The following is a 24204-nucleotide window of genomic DNA, read 5'->3' as shown; positions in this document are numbered from 1 at the left end:
GAAGAAACACACTCATGATCGAAATCGAACTCGACGGCAAGAAGGTCGAAGTGACCGAGGGCAGCATGGTGATGCATGCTGCCGACAAGGCGGGCACGTACATCCCGCACTTCTGCTATCACAAGAAACTCAGCATCGCGGCCAACTGCCGCATGTGCCTCGTGGACGTGGAAAAGGCGCCCAAGCCCATGCCGGCCTGCGCCACGCCCGTCACGCAGGGCATGATCGTCCGCACCAAGAGCGAGAAGGCCATCAAGGCGCAGCAGTCGGTCATGGAGTTCCTCCTGATCAACCACCCGCTGGATTGCCCGATCTGCGACCAGGGCGGCGAATGCCAGCTGCAGGACCTGGCCGTCGGCTACGGCGGTTCCTCTTCGCGCTATGAAGAGGAAAAGCGCGTCGTGTTCCACAAGGACGTCGGCCCGCTGATCAGCATGGAAGAAATGAGCCGCTGCATCCACTGCACGCGCTGCGTCCGCTTCGGCCAGGAAGTGGCCGGCGTGATGGAGCTCGGCATGTCGCACCGCGGCGAGCATTCCGAAATCGAAACCTTCGTGGGCGACACGGTCGACTCCGAACTCTCGGGCAACATGATCGACATCTGCCCGGTCGGCGCGCTCACGAGCAAGCCCTTCCGCTACAGCGCCCGTACCTGGGAACTGTCGCGCCGCAAGTCGGTGAGCCCGCACGACTCCACCGGCGCGAACCTGATCGTCCAGGTCAAGAACAACCGCGTGATGCGCGTGGTGCCGCWCGAGAACGAAGACGTCAACGAATGCTGGATCGCCGACCGCGACCGCTTCTCGTACGAAGCGCTCAACGGCCCGGAACGCCTCACGCAGCCCATGCTGAAGCAGGGCGGCCAATGGCAGCAGGTCGATTGGCAGACGGCGCTCGAGTATGTCGCCAATGGCCTGAAGCAGATCAAGGCCGACCACGGTGCGCAGAGCATCGGCACGCTGGTCAGCCCGCACAGCACGCTCGAAGAGCTGCAGCTCGCCGCCATGCTCACGCGTGAGCTCGGCAGCGACAACATCGACTACCGCCTGCGCAACGCCGAATTCGGCGCGTTCGAAGGCGTGCGCTGGCTCGGCACCTCGATCGCATCGCTCACGCTGGTGCAGCGCGCGCTCGTCGTCGGTTCGAACCTGCGCAAGGAGCATCCGCTCTTCGCGCAGCGCATCCGCCAGGCCGTGCGCAAGGGCGCTGCGCTGTCTGTGATCACGTCGGCCAGCCTCATGGCCGACCGCGACGCCTGGGCCATCGATGTGGCGCAGTCGTCCATCGTCGAAGCCGACCAGTGGGTCGAGGCGCTGGCCGCCGTGGCTGCTGCCATCGGCGAGACCAATGGCGCAGCCGCGCCGCTGGCTCCGAAGAATGCGCCGGACGCCGCTGCCAAGGCCATCGCGGCCTCGCTGCTCAGCGGCGAACGCAAGGCCGTGCTGCTCGGCAACGCCGCCGCCCACCACGCCCAAGCCAGCAGCCTGCTGGCGCTGGCGAACTGGATCGGCGCGCAGACCGGCGCCACCGTCGGCTACCTGACCGAAGCCGCCAACACCGTGGGCGCGCAACTCGTCGGCGCGTTCCCGAAGAACGGCGGCCTCGATGCCGGCCGCATGCTCGCCGCGGGCTCCGGCCTGAAGGCCGTGATGCTGCTGAACACCGAGCCGGTGTTCGACTCGGCAGCCGGCGCCGCCGCGGCCGATGTCATCGGCAACGCGCAAATGGTCGTCACGCTGAGCCCCTTCAAGGCCAACCTCGAGTTCAGCGACGTGCTGCTTCCGATCGCCCCGTTCACCGAAACGCCTGGCACTTTCGTCAATGCCGAAGGCCGCCTGCAGGGCTTCCACGCCGTCGTGAAGCCGCTGGGCGAAACGCGCCCGGCCTGGAAGGTGCTGCGCGTGCTGGCCAACCTGCTGGGCCTGCCCGGCTTCGCGTTCGAATCGACCGCCGAAGTGCTGGCCACCGTGGGCGACAAGGGTGCCGTGCCCGCGAATGCGCTGAGCAACGCCACGTCCGCCAGCGCGGTCGCTGCCGACGGTGCGGCTGCCGCTCCCGTGGTCGCGAGCATCTATCAGCTGGATTCGATCGTGCGCCGCGCGCCGTCGCTGCAACTGACCGCCGACGCGCGCAACGCATCGGCCGGCGCCAACGTGACGGCTCGTGCCGAGGAGGCACTGGCATGATCGTCGACACCATTCATGGCTTCGGCCAGGGCCTGGTGGCCGCGGGCTGGTGGACCGGCGTGGTCTGGCCGGTGGTCTGGACGCTGATCAAGATCATCGTCGTCGTCATTCCGCTGATGCTGGCCGTGGCGTACCTCACGCTGTGGGAACGCAAGGCCATCGGCTTCACGCAGATCCGCATCGGCCCGAACCGCATCGGCCCGCTGGGCCTGCTCCAGCCGATCGCCGACGCGCTCAAGCTGATGACCAAGGAAATCATTCTTCCGACGGTCGCCAACAAGGGCCTGTTCCTGCTCGGCCCGATCATGACCATCATGCCGGCGCTCGCCGCATGGGCCGTGATTCCCTTCGGCCCCGACGTGGCGCTGGCCAACATCAATGCCGGCCTGCTGTTCGTGATGGCCATCACCTCGCTCGAGGTGTACGGCGTGATCATCGCCGGCTGGGCATCGAACTCGAAGTACGCCTTCCTGGGCGCGCTGCGCGCCTCGGCGCAGATGGTGAGCTACGAAATCGCGATGGGCTTCTGCTTCGTCGTGGTGCTGATGGTCACCGGCAGCCTGAACATGACCGAGATCGTCAACGTGCAGGGCAAGGGCATGTTCGCCAACTTGGGCGTCGGTTTCCTGTCGTGGAACTGGCTGCCGCTGCTGCCGATCTTCGTCGTCTACTTCATCTCGGGCCTCGCCGAAACCAACCGCCACCCGTTCGACGTGGTGGAGGGCGAATCCGAAATCGTGGCCGGCCACATGATCGAGTACTCGGGCATGAGCTTCGCGATGTTCTTCCTGGCGGAGTACGCCAACATGTGGCTCGTCTCGATCCTGACCGTGGTGCTGTTCCTCGGCGGGTGGCTGCCCCCGTTCGAGTTCCTGAGCTTCATCCCGGGCTGGATCTGGCTGGGCCTCAAGACCTTCTGCGTGGTCACCATGTTCCTGTGGGTGCGTTCGACGTTCCCGCGCTTCCGCTATGACCAGATCATGCGTCTGGGCTGGAAGATCTTCATTCCAGTCACCCTCGTGTGGCTGGTCGTGGTCGGTGGCTGGATGCAGACGCCGTTCAACATCTGGAAATAACAGGGAGCGCCAACAATGTCTGCTGCGCACACTGCAACACCGTCCGCGCCTTTCTCGCTCAAGGACTTTCTGAGCAGCTTCATGCTGTTCGAGTTGTTCAAGGGCCTGGCCATCACCGGCAAGTACGCCTTTGCCCGCAAGATCACGGTGCAGTTCCCCGAGGAGAAGACGCCGCTGTCGCCGCGCTTTCGCGGCCTGCACGCGCTGCGCCGCTATGAGAACGGCGAAGAGCGCTGCATCGCCTGCAAGCTCTGCGAGGCCGTCTGCCCGGCGCTGGCCATCACCATCGAATCGGACGTGCGCGACGACGGCTCGCGCCGCACCACGCGCTACGACATCGACCTGACCAAGTGCATCTTCTGCGGCTTCTGCGAAGAAAGCTGCCCGGTGGACTCGATCGTCGAGACGCACATCTTCGAATACCACGGCGAAAAGCGCGGCGACCTGTACTTCACCAAGGACATGCTGCTGGCCGTTGGTGATCGCTACGAAAAAGAAATCGCAGCGAACAAGGCGGCTGACGCCAAGTACCGCTGATTCCGACCAGCCCGAACCCCGTACCAATTCGAATTCCAATGGACGTCAAGACCGGTCTGTTCTATCTGTTTGCCGTGGTGCTGCTGTTTGCAGCGTTCCGCGTCATCACCGCCCGCAACCCCGTGTACGCAGCGCTGTACCTGGTTCTGGCCTTCTTCCAGGCATCGGCCATCTGGCTGCTGCTGCGCGCCGAGTTCCTCGCGATCTCGCTCGTGCTCGTGTATGTGGGCGCGGTGATGGTGCTGTTCCTGTTCGTGGTGATGATGCTGGACATCAACGTCGACAGCTTGCGAGAGGGCTTCTGGAAGCACTTTCCGCTGGCGGCGGGCGTAGGCGCGCTGATCGCGCTCGAAATGGCTGCCGTGCTGATGGGCGGCTTCCGCCTTGGCGAAGCACGCGTCGCCAGCGGCGCGATGGCCGCCGACAGCTCGAACACGCTCGAACTCGGCAAGCTGCTGTATTCGCAATATCTGTATCCGCTCGAGATTGCCGCTGTCATCCTGCTCGTGGCCATCGTGGCAGCCATTGCCTTGACGCTGCGCACTCGAAAGGACAGCAAGTACACCAACCCAGCCGATCAGGTTCGCGTGAAGGCGCGTGACCGCGTGCGCATCGTGCAGATGCCCGCGACCCGCGCAGCCGAACCGGTGGCTGAAGCAGCAACTGCGGACGCGGCAAAGGAAAACAAGGCATGACGCTCACGCTCGGACACTTTCTTTCGCTCGGCGCGATGCTCTTCGCGCTGTCCGTGATCGGCATCTTTCTGAACCGCAAGAATCTGATCGTGCTGCTGATGGCCATCGAGCTGATGCTGCTGGCGGTCAACATGAACTTCGTGGCGTTCTCCCACTTCCTGGGCGACATGCACGGACAGATCTTCGTGTTCTTCATTCTGACGGTGGCCGCGGCCGAGTCGGCCATCGGGCTGGCACTGCTGGTGCTGCTGTTCCGCAACAAGTCGAACATCAACGTCGACGAACTCAACTCGTTAAAAGGATGATCCCCCAGTCTTCGCGCACTTCGTGTCGCTTCGCCAACCCCCTTCGGGGGCGCTGCGAGCAGCCCGGCAAAGCCGGTTCTGCGGCAGCTGCTGGGTTGTGCGCGTGTGATGTGCGGCCCTGGAGCCATTGAAAAGAACAAACGTATGAGTTCAACCCTTTCCGCATCCACACTGCTGGCCGTTCCGCTGGCACCCCTGGTCGGCGCAGCCCTCGCCGGCGTGTTCGGCACGAAGTTCGGCGGCAATCACATCGGCCGCAAGGTCACGCATTCGCTGACCATCCTTGGCGTGCTGGTCGCCTTCATCATCTCGGCGATGACGCTCAAGAGCGTGATCGCCGACGGCGCCCGCTTCAACCAGACCATCTACGAATGGATGGTGGTCGGCGGCCTGAAGATGGAAGTCGGCTTCATGGTCGACGGCCTCACCGCGATGATGATGTGCGTCGTGACCTTCGTGTCGCTGATGGTCCACATCTACACCATCGGCTACATGGAAGAAGACGAAGGCTACAACCGCTTCTTCGCGTACATCTCGCTGTTCACCTTCTCGATGCTGATGCTCGTCATGAGCAACAACATGCTCCAGCTGTTCTTCGGCTGGGAGGCGGTGGGCCTGGTGTCGTACCTGCTGATCGGTTTCTGGTTCAACAAGCCGACCGCGATCTTCGCGAACATGAAGGCCTTCCTGGTCAACCGCGTGGGCGACTTCGGCTTCATCCTGGGCATCGGCCTGATCGCCGCCTACGCCGGTACGCTGAACTACACCGAAGCCTTCGCCAAGGCGGGCACGCTGGCCGGCATCACCTTCCCGGGCACCGAGTGGATGCTTATCACGGTGATCTGCATCTGCCTGTTCATCGGCGCGATGGGCAAGAGCGCGCAGTTCCCCCTGCACGTGTGGCTGCCCGACTCGATGGAGGGCCCGACCCCCATCTCCGCGCTGATCCACGCGGCAACGATGGTGACGGCCGGCATCTTCATGGTGGCGCGCATGTCGCCGCTGTTCGAGCTGAGCGACACGGCACTGAGCTTCATCCTCGTGATCGGCGCCATCACCGCGCTGTTCATGGGGTTCCTGGGCATCATCCAGAACGACATCAAGCGCGTGGTCGCGTACTCGACGCTCTCGCAGCTCGGCTACATGACGGTGGCGCTGGGCGCCTCGGCCTACTCGGTCGCGGTGTTCCACCTGATGACGCACGCGTTCTTCAAGGCGCTGCTGTTCCTCGGCGCGGGCTCGGTCATCATCGGCATGCACCACAACCAGGACATCCGCTGGATGGGCGGCGTGCGCAAGTACATGCCCATCACCTGGATCACCTCGTTGCTGGGTTCGCTCGCGCTGATCGGCACGCCGTTCTTCGCCGGCTTCTACTCGAAGGACAGCATCATCGAAGCGGTGCACGAAAGCCACCTGTGGGGCGCGAACTTCGCGTACTACTCGGTGCTCGCCGGCGTGTTCATCACGGCGTTCTATTCGTTCCGCATGTACTTCCTGGTCTTCCACGGCAAGGAACGCTACGACCAGAACCCCGACGCGCACCATGACGATCATGGGCACGGTCATGACGATCATGGCCACGGCCACGGCCATGACCAGAAGCCGCACGAGTCGCCCTGGGTGGTCTGGCTGCCGCTGGTGCTGCTGGCCATTCCGTCGGTGGTGATCGGCTTCATGACGATCGAGCCGATGCTGTTCGGCGAATTCTTCAAGAACGCGATCTTCGTGGACGGCGCCAAGCACCATGCCATGAAGGAGCTGGAAGAGGGCTTCCACGGTCCCGTGGCCATGGCCATGCACGGCCTGACGACTGCGCCGTTCTGGCTGGCGCTGGCCGGCGTGGTGATGTCCTGGTACATGTACATGATCAACCCGGCGCTGCCGGCGGCGATCAAGCGCGCCTTCGGCCCGATCTACCGTCTGCTCGAGAACAAGTACTACATGGACTGGTTCAACGAGAACGTCATCGCCCGCGCCACGCGTGCCCTCGGCACCGGGCTGTGGAAGGGCGGCGACCAGGCCCTGATCGACGGTGCCGTGGTGAACGGTTCCTGGAAGATCGTGGGACGTATCTCTGGCGTGGTGCGCTGGATGCAGTCGGGCTACATCTACCACTACGCCTTCGCGATGCTGCTCGGCATCTTCATCCTGATGACGTACTTCGTCTGGTTCAAACGCTGAGCCTAGCGCTGGAGAAAAAGAAAAATGGGTTTGTTGAGCCTTGCCATCTGGGTGCCGATCGCATTCGGTGCCGCGCTGCTGGCGTTTGGCCGTGACGAGCATGCCAAGGGCGTGCGCTGGGTCGCGCTCGTCGGTTCCATCGTGAGCTTCCTGGTCACGGTCCCGCTGTTCACGCGCTTCCAGAACGGCACCGCCGCGATGCAGTTCGTCGAGAAGACGAGCTGGATCGCGCGCTTCAACGTCAACTATCACCTCGGGGTCGACGGCCTGTCGCTCTGGCTGGTGCTGCTGACGTCGTTCATCACGGTCATCGTCGTCATTTCCGCCTGGGAAGTGATCACCGAGCGCGTGAACCAGTACATGGGCGCGTTCCTGATCCTGTCGGGCTTCATGATCGGCGTTTTCGCCGCGCTCGATGGCGTGCTGTTCTACGTGTTCTTCGAAGCCACGCTGATCCCGATGTACCTGATCATCGGTATCTGGGGCGGCCCGAACAAGATCTACGCGGCGTTCAAGTTCTTCCTGTACACCTTGCTCGGCTCGCTGCTGATGCTGGTGGCGCTGATCTTCCTGTACAACAAGTCGGGCGGCAGCTTCGACATCCTGGCCTGGCACAAGCTGCCGCTGGGTTCGACCGCGCAGACCTTCCTGTTCTTCGCCTTCTTCGCCGCCTTCGCCGTGAAGGTGCCGATGTGGCCGGTGCACACCTGGCTGCCCGACGTGCACGTCGAGGCGCCCACCGGCGGCTCCGCCGTGCTGGCCGCGATCATGCTGAAGCTGGGTGCCTACGGTTTCCTGCGCTTCTCCATGCCGATCGCGCCCGACGCTTCGCACGAATGGGCCTGGCTCATGATCGCGCTGTCGCTGATCGCCGTGATCTACGTGGGCCTGGTTGCGCTGGTGCAGCAGGACATGAAGAAGCTGGTGGCTTACTCGTCGGTTGCCCACATGGGCTTCGTGACGCTCGGCTTCTTCATCTTCAACGAGCTCGGCGTGTCCGGCGGCATCGTGCAGATGATTGCGCACGGCTTCGTGTCGGGCGCCATGTTCCTGGGCATCGGCGTGCTGTACGACCGCGTGCACTCGCGCCAGATCGCCGACTACGGCGGCGTGGTCAACACCATGCCCAAGTTCGCCGCGTTCGCGCTGCTGTTCGCCATGGCCAACTGCGGCCTGCCGGGCACCGCTGGTTTCGTGGGCGAGTGGATGGTGATCCTGGGTGCCGTCAAGGCCAACTTCTGGATCGGCCTTGGCGCCGCCACCGCTCTGATCTTCGGCGCGGCCTACACCTTGTGGATGTACAAGCGCGTGTACCTTGGCCCGGTCGGCAACGACCACGTCAAGGAACTCAAGGACATCAATGCCCGCGAATTCCTGATGCTGGCCCTGCTGGCCATCGCCGTGCTGTGGATGGGCCTGTTCCCGAAGCCGTTCACCGACGCGATGGATGCCTCGGTGACCGAGCTGCTGCGCCACGTGGCAGTTTCGAAGCTGCCCTCCTGATGCCACGCTGAAGAAGAGAACGAGATGATTGACAAACTCAGCTGGGTCACGATCTACCCCGAAATCGTGTTGCTGGTCATGGCCTGCATCATTGCGCTGGTCGACCTGTCGGACACGAACCCGCGCCGTACCCGCACGTATGTGCTGACGCTTGCCACGCTGGCCGTGATCGCCGTGCTGTCGGGCCTGCAGGCCGCCGACGCCAAGACCATCTATGGTTTCGGCGGCATGGTCGTCAGCGACCCGATGGGCAACTGGCTCAAGTGCTTCGCCACCGTCGCCCTGATGGTCACGCTGGTCTACGGCCGTCCCTACGCGGCTGACCGCGAGATGCTGCGCGGCGGCGAGATGTTCACCATCAGCATGTTCGCGCTGCTGGGCATGTTCGTGATGATCTCGGGCAGCAACTTCCTGCTGATCTACCTGGGCCTCGAGCTGCTGACGCTGTCCAGCTACGCGCTGGTGGCCCTGCGCCGCGACAACGCGGTGGCCAGCGAAGCCGCCATGAAGTACTTCGTGCTCGGCGCCATGGCCAGCGGCTTCCTGCTCTATGGCCTGTCGATGATGTACGGTGCGACCGGTTCGCTCGACGTGAACGAGGTGTTCAAGACCATCGCCAGCGGCAAGGTGAATCATCAGGTGCTGGTGTTCGGCCTCGTCTTCATCGTCGCCGGCCTGGCCTTCAAGGTGGGTGCCGCTCCGTTCCACATGTGGGTGCCCGACGTCTACCAGGGCGCACCGACCGCGATCACTTTGCTGATCGGCGCGGCGCCCGAGCTGGCCGCCTTCGCGATCATCATCCGCCTGCTGGTCGACGCGCTGCAGCCGCTGGCCATCGACTGGCAGCAGATGCTCGCCGTGCTGGCCATCGCCTCGCTGCTGGTCGGCAATCTGGCCGCCATCGCGCAGAGCAACCTGAAGCGCATGCTGGCGTACTCGACGATCTCGCAGATGGGCTTCATGCTCCTCGGCCTTGTCGCCGGCTCGGACCAGCAGGGCACCTACAACGCCCAGTACGCCTACAGCGCCTCGATGTTCTACATCGTGACCTACGTGCTGACCACGCTGGCGAGCTTCGGCATCATCCTGCTGCTGGCGCGCGAAGGCTTCGAGAGCGAGGAGATCACCGACCTCGCGGGCCTGAACCAGCGCAGCCCGCTGTACGCCGGCGTGATGTCGATCGCGATGTTCTCGCTGGCCGGCCTGCCGCCGCTGGTCGGCTTCTACGCGAAGCTGGCCGTGCTGCAGGCGCTGATCGCCTCGGGCCACGCCATCTACATCGGCCTGGCCGTGTTCGCGGTGATGATGTCGCTGATCGGCGCGTTCTACTACCTGCGCGTGGTCAAGGTCATGTACTTCGACGCTCCCGTCACGGCCACCACCGTGTCGGCACCGCGCGACGTGCGCACCGTGCTCACGATCAACGGCGCGCTGATCCTGATCCTGGGCATCGTGCCCGGCGGACTGATGACGCTGTGCTACGACGCGATCGTGGCCACGCTGGCCCACTGACGCGGCCGACCTCGGGTGTCGCAAACCGCGTCGGTCTGGGTCGTTCTGCTGGTGGCCCTGGCGGCCGCCAACCTGCCGTTCTTCAACGACCGCCTGTTCGGCGTCGTGCCGCTGGCGACTGTTTCCAAGTCGCTCGCGGTGCGCCTCGCCGAACTGGTGGTCTTGTACTTTCTGGCCGGCGGCGTCGGGCTGCTGTTCGAGCGCAGGGCAGGGCAGATCGCGGCGCAGGGCTGGGAGTTCTATGCGGTGACCGGCGCGCTGTTCATCGTGCTGGCCTTTCCGGGGTTCACCTGGCGCTACCTGATGAAGCACAGGCATTGACACAGGTATTGATACAGGCATCGAGACTGGCAACGACGACATGACCACCAAGCCCACCGACACCGCCGATTCGCACCTGAAGGAAGAGCTCCTGAGCCGCGAGGAGCTGTTCGAGGGCAAGTTCCTGAAGGCCCGGCGCGACACCATCCGCCTGCCCGACGGCCACAGTGCCACGCGCGAATACGTGCTGCATCCGGGCGCGGTGGTGGTGATTCCGCTTCTCGACGACGGCCGCGTGGTGCTGGAGCGGCAGTTCCGCTATCCGGTCGGCCACGTGATGATCGAGTTTCCCGCGGGCAAGCTCGACGCGGGCGAGGACCCGTTCGACTGCGGCCGGCGCGAGCTGATCGAGGAAACCGGCTACACCGCGCGCGAATGGGCCTACGCGGGGGCGATGCACCTCGCGGTGGCGTATTCGACGGAGATCATCCACATCTACTTCTCGCGCGGGCTCTCGCTCGGCGAGCGGCAGCTCGACCACGGCGAGTTCCTCGACGTGTTCACGGCTACGCCCGATGAGCTGGCCGGCTGGTGCCGCGAAGGCAAGGTCACCGACGCCAAGACGTTGACCTGCACGCTGTGGCTGCAGAACGTCCTTTCGGGCGCATGGGCGCTGGACTGGCAGCCTGCACCCGCACAAGGCAGCGCGGGATAATCCGCGCCATGAAGGTACTCGATCTCCGCTGCACCCACGGCCACGGCTTCGAAGGCTGGTTCGCCTCGAGCGAGGACTTCGAGACCCAGCTGGCGTCCGGCCTGGTCGAATGCCCGGTCTGCGGCGACACCGCCATCGTCAAGCTGCTGAGCGCGCCGCGCCTCAACCTGGGCAATGCCAGGGCGCCGCAGGGGGCTGCCGCGGCTGCTCCCGCTGCTGCTGCTTCCAACGTTCCCGCCGATCCCTCGCCCGAAGCCCGCTGGATGCGCGCCGTGCGCGAGGTGCTGGCGAAGACCGAGGACGTCGGCGAGCGCTTTGCCGACGAAGCCCGGAAGATGCACTACGGCGAGACGCCCGAGCGCGGCATCCGCGGGCAGGCCACGCCCGAGCAGACCGAGGCACTGCTCGACGAGGGCATTCCGGTGATGGCGCTCCCTATCCCGGCGGCGCTGAAAGAAACCCTGCAGTAATAACTGACTGGGGAGCGCGGCTTGTTCAGGCCGTGAACTGGAGCGCGGCCAGCCGCGCATACACGCCGCCCTGTGCAACCAGCGCCGCGTGGGTTCCCTGTTCGACGATCCCGCCATGGTCCAGCACCACGATGCGGTCGGCTTTCTGCACCGTTGCCAGGCGGTGCGCGATCACCAGCGTGGTCCGGTTCTCCATCGCCGACTCGAGTGCTGCCTGCACCATGCGCTCGCTTTCCGCGTCGAGCGCGCTGGTGGCTTCGTCGAGCAGCAGCAGCGGCGGGTTCTTTAGGATCGCGCGCGCGATCGCGATGCGCTGGCGCTGCCCGCCCGAAAGCCGCACGCCGCGCTCGCCGAGGAAGGTGTCGTAGCCCTCGGGCAGGGCCAGCAGGAAGTCGTGGGCGAAGGCTGCGCGGGCGGCTGCCTGCACTTCCTCGGCCGTGGCCTCGGGGTTGCCGTAGCGGATGTTCTCGAGGGCGCTGGCCGAGAAGATCACCGCGTCCTGCGGCACGAGGCCGATGCGGGTGCGCAGCTCGGGCAGGGCCAGCGAGGCCAGCGGCGCGCCGTCGAGCAGCACCCGGCCCGTTTGCGGGTCGTAGTAGCGCAGCAGCAGCTGGAACACGGTGCTCTTGCCGGCGCCGCTCGATCCCACCAGCGCAACGGTTTCGCCAGGCGCGACTTCGAGGCTGAAGTCGCGCAAGGCCGGCGTGCCGGGGCGGGAAGGGTAGTGGAAGGTCACCGCGTCGAACTTGATCGCGCTCCCCGCGACGGGTACCGGCGCGGCCACCGGGTTGGCGGGGGACACGATGGCCGCGGGCGCGTGCAGCAGCTCCATCAGCCGCTCGGTCGCGCCGGCAGCGCGCAGCAGGTCGCCGTACACCTCGCCGAGCACGGCGGTCGCGCTGGCGAGGATGGCCACATAGAGGACAGTCTGGCCCAGGTGGCCGGCCGTGATATCGCCGCGCAGCACCGCCTGCGTGCCCTGGTAGAGGCCCCAGAGCAGCGCCGCCGAGGTTGCGATGATGATGAAGGCCACCAGCACCGATCGGGCCTTGGTGCGACGCACGGCGGTGCGGAAGGCGTTCTCGGTCGAGCCGCTGAAGCGCGCGGCCTCGCGGCCTTCGGCCGTGTAGCTCTGAACCACAGGAATGGCGTTCAGCACTTCGGCGGCGATGGCGCTCGAATCGGCCACGCGGTCCTGGCTGGCGCGCGACAGCTTGCGCACGCGGCGGCCGAACACCATGCTCGGCAGTACCACCAGCACGAGGATGCCCAGCACCTGCACCATCACGTAGGGGTTGGTCCAGATCAGCACTGCCAGGGCGCCCACGCCCATCACCGCATTGCGCAGGCCCATGCTCAGCGACGAGCCGACGACCGTCTGCACCAGCGTGGTGTCGGCCGTCAGGCGCGACAGCACCTCGCCGGTCTGCGTGGTCTCGAAGAAGGCGGGGCTCTGCTTGAGCACATGGCCGTAGACGGCGTTGCGGATGTCGGCCGTCACGCGCTCGCCCAGCCAGCTCACCGTATAGAAGCGCGCCGCCGAGAACACACCCAGCGCCACGGCCACGGCGAAGAGGGCGCCGAAGTGCTCGCGCAGCGCCATGGTCTGGGCGCCTTTGTCGGGGCTGATCAGGCCGTTGTCAATCAAGCTTCGCAAGGCGATAGGAAAAGCCAGCGTGGTGACCGCCGCCATCACCAGGAAGACGCCCGCCAGCACGATCTGCACGCGGTAGGGGCGAAGAAAAGGGCTCAGGCCCGAAAGCGATCGGGGCGAGCCCTTGGCCATGGAAGACGGTGGGGAGGAAGCCATGTGCCGATTCTACCGATCCCTTGCCTCTACAAAGGTAGCCTTGACAATAATTGCCGAGGCAACTAATATTTCGGCCATGAGCGATGCCAACACCCCTCAAAACCCGCCGGTGCCCCCCGGTGAGGAGCGTCGTGCACCCGTCGCCTTCTACAGCCCCGAAACATATCGCGCCGAGGAAAGCATCGGCTACCTCATGCGCCGCATCGTCACTGCGGTCGGCCAGTCGGTCGAAACCCGCATGTGCGAACCGGGCAGCCCCACCTATCCGCAGTGGGTGCCTCTCTACAAGCTGCACGTCGGCGCGGCCACCACGGTGGCCGAACTGGCCCGTGCCTGCGAACTCGACACCGGCGCCATGACGCGACTGCTCGATCGCCTCGAGGTCAAGGGCCTGTGCCGCCGGGTGCGCTCGCTCGAAGACCGCCGCGTGGTCAACATCGAGCTCACCGACGAAGGCCGCGCCGCCGCCAAGGAAGTGCCGCACGTGCTCAGCAGGGTGCAGAACGCGCACCTCGCAGGTTTCACCACCGAGGAATGGGAGCAGCTCAAGGGCTATCTGCGCCGCATCCTCGACAACGCCCAGGCCCTCGCGGCCCGTGGAGATAAAAATGACTGATTCCCTCGCCGTGCGCGCCGTGCGTCGCACTCCCGTCGTCGCCGCCGCGCTGCTGGTTGTCGCGCTTGCCGGCTGTGCCGACATGTCCGGCATCGGCTCGCAGGCCAGGTTGCGCGATGCGGCCTCCCTCGGCATCGCGCCCGACAGCGCCGCCGTTCCGGTGTCGCGGCTCGACAGCCAGTGGTGGCTGGCCTTCGGCGATTCGCAACTCAACTTGCTCATCGACCAGGCGGTGGCCGGCAACCCCAACCTGCAGGTCGCGCAGGCCCGCCTTGCGCGCGCGCAGGCCTCGGCCGATATCGCCGGCGCCGCGCTCAAGCCGCAGGTCAAGGGCGAGCTCGACCTGAACCGCCAGAAGTTCAACACCAACTACATCTACCCGGCGCCGCTGGGCGGCTCCACCCAGAACATCGGCCTGCTGCAGCTGGGCGCGAGCTGGGAACTCGACTTCTTCGGCAAGAACCGCACCGCACTCGACACCGCCATCGGCGCCACCAATGCAGCCGCCGCCGACGCCGACGCAGCCCGCGTGCTGCTGGCGAGCAACGTGGCCCGCAGCTACTTCCAGTGGGCTCGCCTGAACGACCAGCTCACCGTTGCCAAGCGCACGCTGGCTCAGCGCGACGAAACGCTGAAGCTGGTGCGCGACCGAGTCTCCGCCGGCCTCGACACCCGCCTCGAACTGCGCCAGAGCGAAGGCGGCCTGCCCGAAGCCCGCCAGCAGATCGAGGCTCTCAACGAGCAGATCGCGCTGCAACAGCACGCGCTCGACGCGCTCGTGGGCCAGCCGAACGTCACCACCTCGCTCAAGCCGCCGGTGCTCGACGGCGTGAAGCCGATGGCGCTGCAGGCGAACATTCCGGCCGACCTGCTCGGCCGCCGCGCCGACATCGCCGCCGCGCGCTGGCGCGTCGAAGCGGCCACCAGCGACGTGGCCAACGCCAAGACGCTCTTCTATCCCAACGTGAACCTCACGGCCTTCGTCGGCTTCCAGAGCCTGGGCTTCGGCAAGCTGCTGAAGTCGGGCAGCGAGCAGTGGGGCGTGGGCCCGGCCATCAGCCTGCCGATCTTCGAGGGCGGCAAGCTGCGCGCCAACCTGCGCGGCAAGTCGGCCGACCTCGACGCCGCCGTCGAGAGCTACAACGCCACCGTGATCGACGCGGTGCGCGACGCGGCCGACCAGGTGACCAGCGCCCAGTCGATCACGCGCCAGCAGGCGGAGCAGCGCGCCGCGCAGACCGCGGCCGAAGGCGCCTACGACATCGCCGTGCAGCGCTACCGCGCGGGCCTCGGCAACTACCTCAACGTGCTGACGGCCGAAACGGCAGTGCTGGCCCAGCGCCGCCTCGCGGTCGACCTCGCGGCCCGCGCGCTCGACACCCAGGTGGGCCTGGCGCGCGCGCTCGGCGGCGGCTGGCAGCCCCCGGCCACCGCCACGGCATCGGCTTCCTCGGCCCCGCTGAACTGACGGAAACAACCCGGATTCAGCCCGGCCCGACTTCTTCGTCTTCGGAAAGAACTTCATCATGAGCGACAACAACACTCCGACGCCCGCTGCTGCAGCAGCTTCCGCAGCCCCCGAGGCGCCCGCCGGCAACGGCAAGCGCCGCCGCGCCCTTACCGCGCTCGCCGCGGTGGTCATCGTCGCCGGCGGCGGCTGGGGCCTCTACGAATGGCTGGTCGCCAGCCACTACGAGGACACCGACAACGCCTACGTCTCGGGCAACGTCATCCAGATCACGCCGCAGATCGGCGGTACCGTGATGGCCATCAACGCCGACGACACCGACTTCGTGAAGGCCGGTCAGCCGCTGGTGAAGCTCGACCCCGCCGACGCCAAGGTGTCGCTCGAGCAGGCCGAGGCCGCGCTCGCGCAGGCCGTGCGCCAGGTGCGCACGCTGTACGCAAACAACGGCTCGCTGGCCGCGCAGGTCACGTTGCGACAGGCCGACATCGTCAAGGCGCAGAGCGACATCGCCAAGGCGCAGGACGACCTGCAGCGCCGCCGCGCGCTGTCGGGCAACGGCGCCGTCTCGAAGGAAGAACTCAACCACGCCGAGACCCAGCTCCAGACCGCCAGGAGCCAGCTCGCCGCCGCGCAGGCCGGCGTCGTCGCCGCGAAGGAAGCGCTGGTCAGCAACCAGTCGCTGACCGAAGGCACCAGCGTGGCCCAGCACCCGAGCGTGCAGGCCGCCGCCGCCAAGGTGCGCGAGGCCTACCTGGCCACGCAGCGCGTCGTCATGCCCGCGCCGGTCGACGGCTACGTCGCCAAGCGCACCGTGCAGCTCGGCCAGCGCGTCGCCGCCGGAACGCCAATGATGTCGATCGTTCCGCTCAACCAGCTGTGGGTCGACGCCAACTTCAAGGAAGTGCAGCTGCGCAACATCCGCATCGACCAGCCCGTGAAACTCACCGCCGACGTGTACGGCAAGAAGGTCGAGTACACCGGCAAGGTCGCCGGCCTGGGCGTGGGCACCGGCAGTGCCTTTGCGCTGCTGCCCGCGCAGAACGCCACCGGCAACTGGATCAAGGTGGTGCAGCGCGTGCCCGTGCGCATCGCGCTCGACCCCGAGCAACTCAAGGCCAACCCGCTGCGTATCGGGCTGTCGATGGACGCCGAGATCGACATCTCGCAAAAGAGCGGCAAGATGCTCGCCGACGCGCCGCGCGCCAGTGCCCTGGCGCAGACGACTGTCTACAGCCAGCTCGATCGGGGCGCCGACGCCGAAGTGGAGCGCATCGTCGCGGCCAACCTCGGGGGCAAGAGCGGTGCTCCGGCCACGGCCGCCGCACCCGCCAAGGCACCCGCCGCGCCCGCGGGCAACACGTCCGTGGCAGTGCAGGGCCAGCCGGGCTGATCGCGCGAGCGTTCGTCCGGACCTTTCTTCAGTCCAGGTAAACAGCCCGCCCCATGGCCACCGCTGCTCCTGCATACGTTGCGCATCCGCCGCTCGAGGGCGCAGCCCGCGTCTGGGGCACGGTTGCGCTTTCCGCGGCAACCTTCATGAACGTGCTCGATTCGTCGATCGCGAACGTGTCGCTGCCCGCCATCTCGGGCGACCTGGGCGTGAGCACCACGCAGGGCACCTGGGTCATCACCAGCTTCGCGGTGGCCAATGCCATCGCGGTGCCGCTCACGGGCTTCATGACGCAGCGCTTCGGACAGGTGCGCCTGTTCATGGCCAGCGTGATCCTGTTCATGATCAGCTCGCTGCTGTGCGGCCTGGCGCCGAACATGACGACGCTGATCGCCTTCCGCGCGCTGCAGGGCTTCGTCGCGGGGCCGATGATCCCGCTGTCGCAGGCGCTGCTGCTGTCGAGCTATCCGCGCGCCAAGGCGGGCCTGGCAATGGCCATGTGGTCCATGACCACGCTGGTCGCGCCGGTGATGGGGCCGCTGCTGGGTGGCTGGATCACCGACAACATCTCGTGGCCTTGGATCTTCTACATCAACATCCCGGTGGGCATCGTCGCGGCCGCCATCACCTGGGCGCTGTACCACAAGCGCGAGAGCGCCACGCACAAGGTGCCCATCGACGCCATCGGCCTCGCGCTGCTGGTGCTGTGGGTGGGCTCGCTGCAGCTCATGCTCGACAAGGGCAAGGAACTCGACTGGTTCCACTCGGCGCAGATCGTCACGCTGGCGGTGGTGTCCGTGGTCGGCTTCGCCTTCTTCCTCGTCTGGGAGCTGACCGACAAGCACCCGGTGGTCGACCTGTCGCTCTTCAAGCGCCGCAACTTCTGGTCGGGCGCCGTGGCGACAGCCGTGGCCTACGGCCTGTTCTTCGGCAACGTGGTGCTGCTGCCGCTGTGGCTGCAGCAGTGGATGGGCTACACCGCCACGCAGGCGGGGATGATCATGGCGCCCGTGGGACTGCTGGCCATCTTCTTCTCGCCGGTGGTGGGCCTCACGGTGGCCAAGATCGACCCGCGCCGCTACGCGACCTTCTCGTTCCTGGTGTTCGCGCTGGTGCTGTGGATGCGGTCGAACTTCAACACGCAGGCCGACTTCGTGACGATCATCATCCCGACGGTGATCCAGGGCATCGCGATGGCGTTCTTCTTCATCCCGCTGGTGACGATCACGCTGTCGGGCCTCACGCCCGAGCGCATCCCGGCCGCGTCGGGCCTGTCGAACTTCCTGCGCATCACCGCGGGCGCGATGGGCACCTCGATCACGACCACGCTGTGGGACAACCGCGCGACGCTGCACCACGCCCAGCTGGCCGAAACCATCAACCAGGGCAACAATGCAGCCACGAGCGCGATGGCCGGGCTCAACGCCAGCGGCTTCAGCACCGACCAGGTGCTGGGGCAGATCAACCGCCTCGTCGACCAGCAGTCCTACATGCTGGCGACCAACGACATCTTCTATGCGTCGGCGGTCCTGTTCCTGTTGCTGATTCCGCTGGTGTGGCTGGCAAAGCCGCAGAAGGGCGGGGCAGGCGGCGATGCTGCCGCAGGCGCGCACTGACCGAGTCCGACTCCCTCGCAACCCCCAGCCTCCGCAAGGAGCCTGGGGGTTTCCATTTCTGCTGCGCCTGTCGCTTCTACTTGCCCAGTGCCTTGAGCACGTCGTAGCAGGCGCCCATCGTGTGATAGTCGGTCTTGCCTGCAGGACTTTTCTCGTCGCTGATCTTCCCGTTCGCCGGCGTGAGGATGCGGTACCAGGCGCCGTGCCTGTGGTCGACGAAGTGCTCCCAGCTGTAGGCCCAGATGCTGTCGTACCAGTCCCAGTAGCCGGCCTCGCCGGTGCGCACCGCGAGCAGGGCGGCGGCGGCGAAGCTCTCGGCCTGCACCCAGAAATACTTGTCGCCGTCGCACACCTCGCCGTCGGGGCCGAACCCGTAGACCAGCCCGCCGTTGTCCGCGTCCCAGCCGCGGAACATGGCGGTGTCGAAGAAGTGGCGCGCGCGGGGCAGCGCCCAGTCGGCTTTGCGGTCCTGCGAGGCCATGTGGCCTTCGAGCTGCAGCAGCAGCTTGGCCCATTCCGTCAGGTGGCCTGTCTGGAAGCCCCAGGGCTTGAAGATGTCGGTCTTGTTGCCGCGGTTGAAATCCCAGTCGACCGACCAGTCCTCGCGGTAGTGCTCCCATACGAGCCCGTCGGCCAGCGATGCCAGCCGGCCGGTCACCGACTCGGCCACCGCCAGCGCGCGATCGAGGTAGTGCGATTCCTGCGTGGCCTCGAAGGCAGCCATCAGCGCCTCGCAGGCGTGCATGTTGGCGTTCTGCCCGCGGTAGGGTCCTACGCGCCAGTCGATCGTGGCCTCGTCGGCATACAGCTGATGCCGAGGCTCCCAGAAATGCTTCTCCATCAGCCCCCAGGTGTGCTCCAGCCCCGCATGCGCCTCCTCGATGCCGGCCATGAGCGCATGCGCGTGCGCGAGCAGCACGAAGTCCAGGCCGTAGCAGCGGTTGGTGCCGTCCTGCACCGTGGCGCGCCGCTCGTGCCAGTCGATCTGCCAGGCATAGCCGCCATCCTGCTGCCTGTGGGCACGCTCGATGAAGGCGAGGCCGTGCCGCGCGGCCGCGAGGTCGGCGGGCCTGCCGAAGCGCCGGTACGCCGTCGCGTGGTTGAACACGAAGCGCGTGCTGCTCACCAGGTGGCGGGTGCGCTGGTCGTACACCGTGCCGTCGTCCTTGAAGAAATGGAAGAAGCCACCCGTTGCGTCGAGGTTGCGCGTTTCGTAGAAGGCCAGCGTGCGCAGGATGTGATCGGTGAGGAAGTCGGGAGAGCGGAGGTTGGGCATGTGCGGCGATGTCGTTGTTCCCGTGGCAGCGGGCATGCCCGGCGCTTGCCGGCGCGGCCTTCGGCGTGATGAGTCCAGTGGCAGTTTAGGTTGGGGCCGCCGAAGCGGCGCGCTGTGCTTTCCCCGACGCAAGTCGGCGCTGCCTGCGCAACAAGCGGGCGGGCTTGGCCATGCGCCGGAGCGCGCTTTGTCGTCGAGGCGACAGTCGTGCGGAAGAAAGCCGCCGGAGCCTTGCGATGGTTGCACTGCAGCATAGGCATTTGCCCCAGTATGCAAGCCGGAGTCACCCACGAACAATCGGTCCGCGCTCGATGGTGGCGCATTGAGACGGACCGCATGACCCACATTCTTTTCACGAACCCGGGCGACCTCGCGAGATGAGCGACGTCATCCTCGAAACACGCCAGCTCACCAAGGAATTCAAGGGGTTCACCGCGGTCAGCAAGGTCAACCTGTCCGTGGTGCGCGGCTCCATCCACGCGCTCATCGGCCCGAACGGCGCAGGCAAGACGACCTGCTTCAACCTGCTCACCAAGTTCCTCGAGCCGACCACCGGCACGATCCTGTTCAACGGACAGGACATCACGCGCGAGCGCCCCGCGCAGATCGCGCGCCGCGGCATCATCCGATCCTTCCAGATCTCGGCCGTGTTTCCGCACCTCACGCTGCTGGAGAACGTGCGCCTGGGCCTGCAGCGCAGGCTGGGCACCTCCTACCACTTCTGGAAGAGCGAGAAGTCGCTCAAGCCGCTGGATGCCAGGGCGCGCGAGCTGCTGGCCGAAGTCGGCCTCGAGGAGCTCGCCGACGAACAGACCGTGAACCTGCCCTACGGCCGCAAGCGCGCGCTGGAGATCGCGACCACGCTGGCCATGGAGCCCGAACTCATGCTGCTGGACGAGCCCACGCAGGGCATGGGCCACGAAGACGTGCACCGCGTGGCCGAACTCATCAAGCGCGTGTCGGCCGGCCGCACCATCCTGATGGTCGAGCACAACATGAGCGTGGTCTCGACCATCGCCGACACCATCACCGTGCTGCAGCGCGGCGCCGTGCTGGCCGAAGGCCCTTACGCCGAAGTCTCCGCGAATCCCCAGGTCATGGAAGCCTACATGGGCACCACTGACGGCCAGTTGCAAGGGGCCCACTGACATGACCGCCGCACTCGAAATCAAGGGCCTGCAAGCCTGGTACGGCGAATCGCACGTGCTGCACGGCGTCGACATGGTCGTGCAGCCGGGCGAGGTCGTCACGCTGCTGGGCCGCAACGGCGCGGGCCGCACCACCACGCTGCGCGCCATCATGGGGCTCACGGGTGCACGCAAGGGCAGTATCGAGGTCAACGGCAAAGAGACCATCGGCATGCCGACGCATCGCATCGCGCACCTCGGCATCGGCTATTGCCCGGAAGAACGCGGCATCTTCGCCAGCCTCTCGTGCGAGGAGAACCTGATGCTGCCGCCCGAGCTCAAGGGCGCGGGGCAGGGCATGTCGGTCGAAGAGATCTACGCCATGTTCCCCAACCTCGCCGAGCGCCGCCACAGCCAGGGCACGCGCCTGTCGGGCGGCGAGCAGCAGATGCTGGCCGTGGCGCGCATCCTGCGCACCGGCGCCAAGCTGCTGCTGCTCGACGAGATTTCCGAAGGCCTCGCGCCGGTCATCGTGCAGGCGCTGGCCCGCATGATCACCACGCTGCGCGCCAAGGGCTACACCATCGTGATGGTGGAGCAGAACTTCCGCTTCGCCGCGCCGCTGGCCGACCGCTTCTACGTGATGGAGCACGGCCGCATCGCCCTGAAGTTCGGCGCGGCCGAACTCGAATCCAAGATGCCCGTGCTCACCGAGCTGCTCGGCGTCTGAGAGAAGCAGCCAGCCGATTCCGTCCACAAGACTTTTCTTCCGTCCCACAAAGATTCCTCCAGGAGACAACGCCATGAACAAGAAACTCGGCCTCATCGCCACCGCCATCGGCATCCTCGCAATGAGCGCGGGCGCCGCGCAGGCGCAGGAAAAAGTGAAGATCGGCTTCGTCACCGACATGTCGAGCCTGTACGCCGACCTCGAAGGCAAGGGCGGCGCCACCGCCATCCAGATGGCCATCGACGACTTCGGCGGCAAGGCGCTGGGCCAGCCCATCGAGCTGCTGGTCGCGGACCACCAGAACAAGGCCGACATCGCCGCCTCCAAGGCCCGCGAATGGGTCGACACGGCCGGCGTCACCATGATCTTCGGCGGCACCAACTCGGGCACGGCGCTGGCCACCGCCAAGGTGGCCGAAGAGAAGAAGCGCGTGTACTTCAACAACGGCGCGGGCAGCTCGGTGCTCACCAACGAGCAGTGCAGCCCCTACACCGTGCACTACGCGTACGACACCGTGGCCCTGGCCAAGGGCACCGGTGCGGCGGTGGTCGACCGCGGCGGCAAGAGCTGGTTCTTCCTGACGGCCGACTACGCCTTCGGCCATGCGCTCGAAGCCGACACCACCAAGGTGGTGAAGGAGAAGGGTGGCACCGTGGTGGGCGCCGTGCGCCATCCGCTGAACGCATCGGACTTCTCCTCGTTCCTGCTGCAGGCGCAGAACTCCAAGGCGCAGATCCTGGGCCTGGCCAATGCGGGCGGCGACACCATCAACTCGATCAAGGCAGCCAAGGAATTCGGCATCAACAAGACCATGAAGATCGCGGGCTTGCTGGTCTTTTTGAGCGACATCCACAGCCTTGGCCTGAAGAACACCGAAGGCCTGCTGCATACCACCAGCTGGTACTGGGACCTGAACGACCAATCGCGCAAGTTCGCCAACCGCTTCTTCGAGAAGACCAAGCGCATGCCCACCGACATCCAGGCGGCCGACTACTCGGCCACCATGACCTATCTGAAGGCCGTGACCGCCGCCAAGACCACCGACTCCGACAAGGTGATGGCGCAGCTCAAGAGCATGAAGATCGACGACTTCTACGGCAAGGGCCAGATTCGCGCCGACGGCAGCTTCATTCACGACATGTACCTGGTGGAAGTGAAGTCGCCCGCCGAATCGAAGAAGCCCTGGGACTACCTGAAGGTGCTGAAGACGCTGCCGGGCGACCAGGTCTTCACGACCAAGGCCGAGACGAAGTGCGCCCTCTGGAAGTGATGCTCGCCCCCAGGCTGCGCGCACTTCGTGTCGCTTCGCCATCCCCCTTCCGGGGGCGGGCCGGCCGCTTCGGGCGGCCGTGCGCGGCGGCCCCCACGACTTTCTGTTCGCCTATCAGGAGTTTTTGACCATGAAAAAGACGTTCGCGCTCTCCAGTCTGTCCCTTGCCATAGCGCTCGCCGCAGGCGCCGCACAGGCCCAGGACAAGGTCAAGATCGGCTTCATCACCGACATGTCGAGCCTCTACGCGGACGTGGAGGGCAAGAACGGCGCGCTTGCGATCCAGATGGCCATCTACGACTTCGGCGGCAAGGTCAACGGCATGCCCATCGAGCTGCTGCAGGCCGACCACCAGAACAAGGCCGACATCGCCGCCTCCAAGGCGCGCGAATGGATCGACACGCAGGGCCTGACGATGCTGTTCGGCGGCACCAGCTCGGGCACCGCCCTGGCCATGGCCAAGGTGGCGCAGGAGAAGAAGCGCGTATTCGTCGTGAACGGCGCGGGCAGCTCGGCGCTCACCAACGAGCAGTGCAGCCCCTACACCGTGCACTACGCCTACGACACCGTGGCGCTGGCCAAGGGCACGGGCAGCGCGGTGATTGCGCGCGGCGACAAGAGCTGGTATTTCCTCACGGCCGACTACGCCTTCGGCCAGGCGCTGGAGGCCGATGCCTCCAAGGTCGTGAAAGAGAAGGGCGGCACGGTGGTGGGCAGCGTGAAGCATCCGCTGAACACCTCCGACTTCTCATCGTTCCTGCTGCAGGCGCAGAACTCCAAGGCGCAGGTGCTGGCGCTCGCGAACGCAGGCGGCGACACGCAGAACGCGATCAAGGCGGCACGCGAGTTCGGCATCACCAAGACCATGAAGATGGTCGGCCTGCTGGTGTTCGTGACCGACGTGCACAGCCTGGGCCTGAAGAACACCGAAGGCCTGCTGCTGACCACCAGCTGGGACTGGAACCTCGACGACAAGACGCGCGCCTTCGGCAAGCGCTTCTTCGAGAAGACCAAGCGCATGCCAACCGACATCCAGGCGGCCGACTACTCGGCCACCATGACCTACCTGAAGGCCGTGCAGGCCGCCAAGACGGTCGACGCCGACAAAGTGATGGCAACCCTCAAGTCCACCCCCATCGATGACTTCTACGCAAAGGGCAACATCCGTGCCGACGGCCGCTTCGTGCACGACATGTACCTGGTGCAGGTGAAGTCGCCGGCCGAGTCGAAGCAGCCGTGGGACTACTACAAGGTGGTCCAGAAGCTCAAGGGCGACGAGGTCTTCACCACGAAGGCAGAAAGCAAGTGCGCGTTGTGGAAGTAATCCCCCAGGCTGCGCGCACTGCGTGCCGCTTCGCCAACCCCTCGTTGCAAGGGGCGCGGGCCGACCGTTTCGGGCGGCCGTGCGCGGCGGCCCCTGCGAAAAAGAAGAAACGGCCAGTGGTGTCCTGAACTTT

The 24204-nt window shown here is 66.0% G+C and carries 21 protein-coding genes; 19 read left to right on the top strand and 2 right to left on the bottom strand.

Going from position 1 to position 24204, the window contains the following annotated elements; genetic code table 11:
* Positions 1 to 14 precede the first annotated feature (14 nt).
* From nuoG to QMO14_RS19725, 11 genes are all read left to right on the top strand, one after another.
* Positions 15 to 2186, top strand: coding sequence for an NADH-quinone oxidoreductase subunit NuoG (nuoG, locus tag QMO14_RS19775; protein ID WP_301509156.1), 2172 nt, complete (start codon positions 15 to 17; stop codon positions 2184 to 2186).
* Positions 2186 to 3262 (top strand): NADH-quinone oxidoreductase subunit NuoH, encoded by a 1077-nt coding sequence (gene nuoH, locus QMO14_RS19770; protein ID WP_301509183.1) that lies wholly within the window; start codon positions 2186 to 2188, stop codon positions 3260 to 3262. The genes nuoG and nuoH overlap by 1 nt, the downstream gene beginning before the upstream one ends.
* Positions 3263 to 3277: 15 nt before the next feature.
* Complete coding sequence (gene nuoI, locus QMO14_RS19765; RefSeq protein WP_019653385.1) at positions 3278 to 3799, top strand: NADH-quinone oxidoreductase subunit NuoI; 522 nt, start codon at positions 3278 to 3280, stop codon at positions 3797 to 3799.
* A gap of 38 nt (positions 3800 to 3837) precedes the next feature.
* Positions 3838 to 4494: an NADH-quinone oxidoreductase subunit J gene (locus QMO14_RS19760; RefSeq protein ID WP_301509155.1), complete on the top strand. Its 657-nt coding sequence runs from the start codon at positions 3838 to 3840 to the stop codon at positions 4492 to 4494.
* Positions 4491 to 4799: an NADH-quinone oxidoreductase subunit NuoK gene (nuoK, locus tag QMO14_RS19755; RefSeq protein ID WP_019653383.1), complete on the top strand. Its 309-nt coding sequence runs from the start codon at positions 4491 to 4493 to the stop codon at positions 4797 to 4799. The genes QMO14_RS19760 and nuoK overlap by 4 nt, the downstream gene beginning before the upstream one ends.
* 144 nt (positions 4800 to 4943) lie before the next feature.
* Entirely contained in the window at positions 4944 to 6983 is a 2040-nt protein-coding gene (gene nuoL, locus QMO14_RS19750) for an NADH-quinone oxidoreductase subunit L (RefSeq protein WP_301509154.1), read from the top strand.
* Between the two features lie 24 nt (positions 6984 to 7007).
* Complete coding sequence (locus QMO14_RS19745; RefSeq protein ID WP_301509153.1) at positions 7008 to 8486, top strand: NADH-quinone oxidoreductase subunit M; 1479 nt, start codon at positions 7008 to 7010, stop codon at positions 8484 to 8486.
* Positions 8487 to 8510: 24 nt separating this feature from the next.
* Positions 8511 to 9998: an NADH-quinone oxidoreductase subunit NuoN gene (gene nuoN, locus QMO14_RS19740; protein WP_301509152.1), complete on the top strand. Its 1488-nt coding sequence runs from the start codon at positions 8511 to 8513 to the stop codon at positions 9996 to 9998.
* 15 nt (positions 9999 to 10013) lie between these two features.
* A complete protein-coding gene (locus QMO14_RS19735) occupies positions 10014 to 10319 on the top strand; it encodes a DUF2818 family protein (RefSeq protein WP_301509151.1) in 306 nt (101 codons plus the stop codon).
* Positions 10320 to 10359: 40 nt separating this feature from the next.
* Complete coding sequence (locus tag QMO14_RS19730; protein ID WP_301509150.1) at positions 10360 to 10974, top strand: NUDIX domain-containing protein; 615 nt, start codon at positions 10360 to 10362, stop codon at positions 10972 to 10974.
* Positions 10975 to 10982: 8 nt separating this feature from the next.
* Entirely contained in the window at positions 10983 to 11444 is a 462-nt protein-coding gene (locus tag QMO14_RS19725) for a DUF1178 family protein (RefSeq protein ID WP_301509149.1), read from the top strand.
* 25 nt (positions 11445 to 11469) lie between these two features.
* Here QMO14_RS19725 and QMO14_RS19720 read toward each other — a convergent pair whose 3' ends face one another.
* Positions 11470 to 13254: an ABC transporter transmembrane domain-containing protein gene (locus tag QMO14_RS19720; RefSeq protein WP_301509148.1), complete on the bottom strand. Its 1785-nt coding sequence runs from the start codon at positions 13252 to 13254 to the stop codon at positions 11470 to 11472.
* A gap of 76 nt (positions 13255 to 13330) precedes the next feature.
* Here QMO14_RS19720 and QMO14_RS19715 point away from each other — a divergent pair, with 76 nt between their 5' ends.
* From QMO14_RS19715 to QMO14_RS19700, 4 genes are read left to right on the top strand one after another with little or no spacing between them, the layout of a single operon-like run.
* Complete coding sequence (locus QMO14_RS19715; protein ID WP_301509147.1) at positions 13331 to 13870, top strand: MarR family winged helix-turn-helix transcriptional regulator; 540 nt, start codon at positions 13331 to 13333, stop codon at positions 13868 to 13870.
* Positions 13863 to 15338 (top strand): efflux transporter outer membrane subunit, encoded by a 1476-nt coding sequence (locus QMO14_RS19710; RefSeq protein ID WP_301509146.1) that lies wholly within the window; start codon positions 13863 to 13865, stop codon positions 15336 to 15338. Before QMO14_RS19715 ends, QMO14_RS19710 begins: the two co-directional genes overlap by 8 nt.
* 58 nt (positions 15339 to 15396) lie before the next feature.
* Positions 15397 to 16728 carry an efflux RND transporter periplasmic adaptor subunit gene (locus QMO14_RS19705; protein WP_301509145.1) on the top strand — a complete coding sequence of 444 codons (1332 nt, stop codon included), beginning with the start codon at positions 15397 to 15399 and terminating at the stop codon, positions 16726 to 16728.
* Positions 16729 to 16781: 53 nt separating this feature from the next.
* The gene (locus QMO14_RS19700) at positions 16782 to 18344 is read left to right on the top strand and encodes a DHA2 family efflux MFS transporter permease subunit (protein WP_301509144.1); all 1563 of its coding nucleotides are present in this window, start codon (positions 16782 to 16784) and stop codon (positions 18342 to 18344) included.
* 76 nt (positions 18345 to 18420) lie between these two features.
* On the opposite strand, the gene QMO14_RS19695 is transcribed toward QMO14_RS19700, so the two are convergent.
* On the bottom strand, positions 18421 to 19620 hold the full coding sequence (locus QMO14_RS19695) for an AGE family epimerase/isomerase (protein ID WP_301509143.1): 1200 nt from the start codon (positions 19618 to 19620) through the stop codon (positions 18421 to 18423).
* Positions 19621 to 19997: 377 nt separating this feature from the next.
* Here QMO14_RS19695 and QMO14_RS19690 point away from each other — a divergent pair, with 377 nt between their 5' ends.
* The 4 genes from QMO14_RS19690 to QMO14_RS19675 all read left to right on the top strand — a co-directional run bounded on the left by QMO14_RS19690 (position 19998) and on the right by QMO14_RS19675 (position 24071).
* Positions 19998 to 20768, top strand: coding sequence for an ABC transporter ATP-binding protein (locus QMO14_RS19690; RefSeq protein WP_301509142.1), 771 nt, complete (start codon positions 19998 to 20000; stop codon positions 20766 to 20768).
* 1 nt (position 20769) lies between these two features.
* Complete coding sequence (locus tag QMO14_RS19685) at positions 20770 to 21477, top strand: ABC transporter ATP-binding protein (RefSeq protein WP_301509141.1); 708 nt, start codon at positions 20770 to 20772, stop codon at positions 21475 to 21477.
* 73 nt (positions 21478 to 21550) lie between these two features.
* A complete protein-coding gene (locus QMO14_RS19680) occupies positions 21551 to 22747 on the top strand; it encodes an ABC transporter substrate-binding protein (RefSeq protein WP_301509140.1) in 1197 nt (398 codons plus the stop codon).
* Between the two features lie 130 nt (positions 22748 to 22877).
* Positions 22878 to 24071 carry an ABC transporter substrate-binding protein gene (locus QMO14_RS19675; RefSeq protein ID WP_301509139.1) on the top strand — a complete coding sequence of 398 codons (1194 nt, stop codon included), beginning with the start codon at positions 22878 to 22880 and terminating at the stop codon, positions 24069 to 24071.
* Positions 24072 to 24204: the final 133 nt, after the last annotated feature.

The organism is Variovorax sp. CAN15, from assembly GCF_030462475.1.
Taxonomy (GTDB): Bacteria; Pseudomonadota; Gammaproteobacteria; order Burkholderiales; family Burkholderiaceae_C; genus Variovorax.
This window is presented reverse-complemented; position numbering and strand designations above follow the sequence as displayed.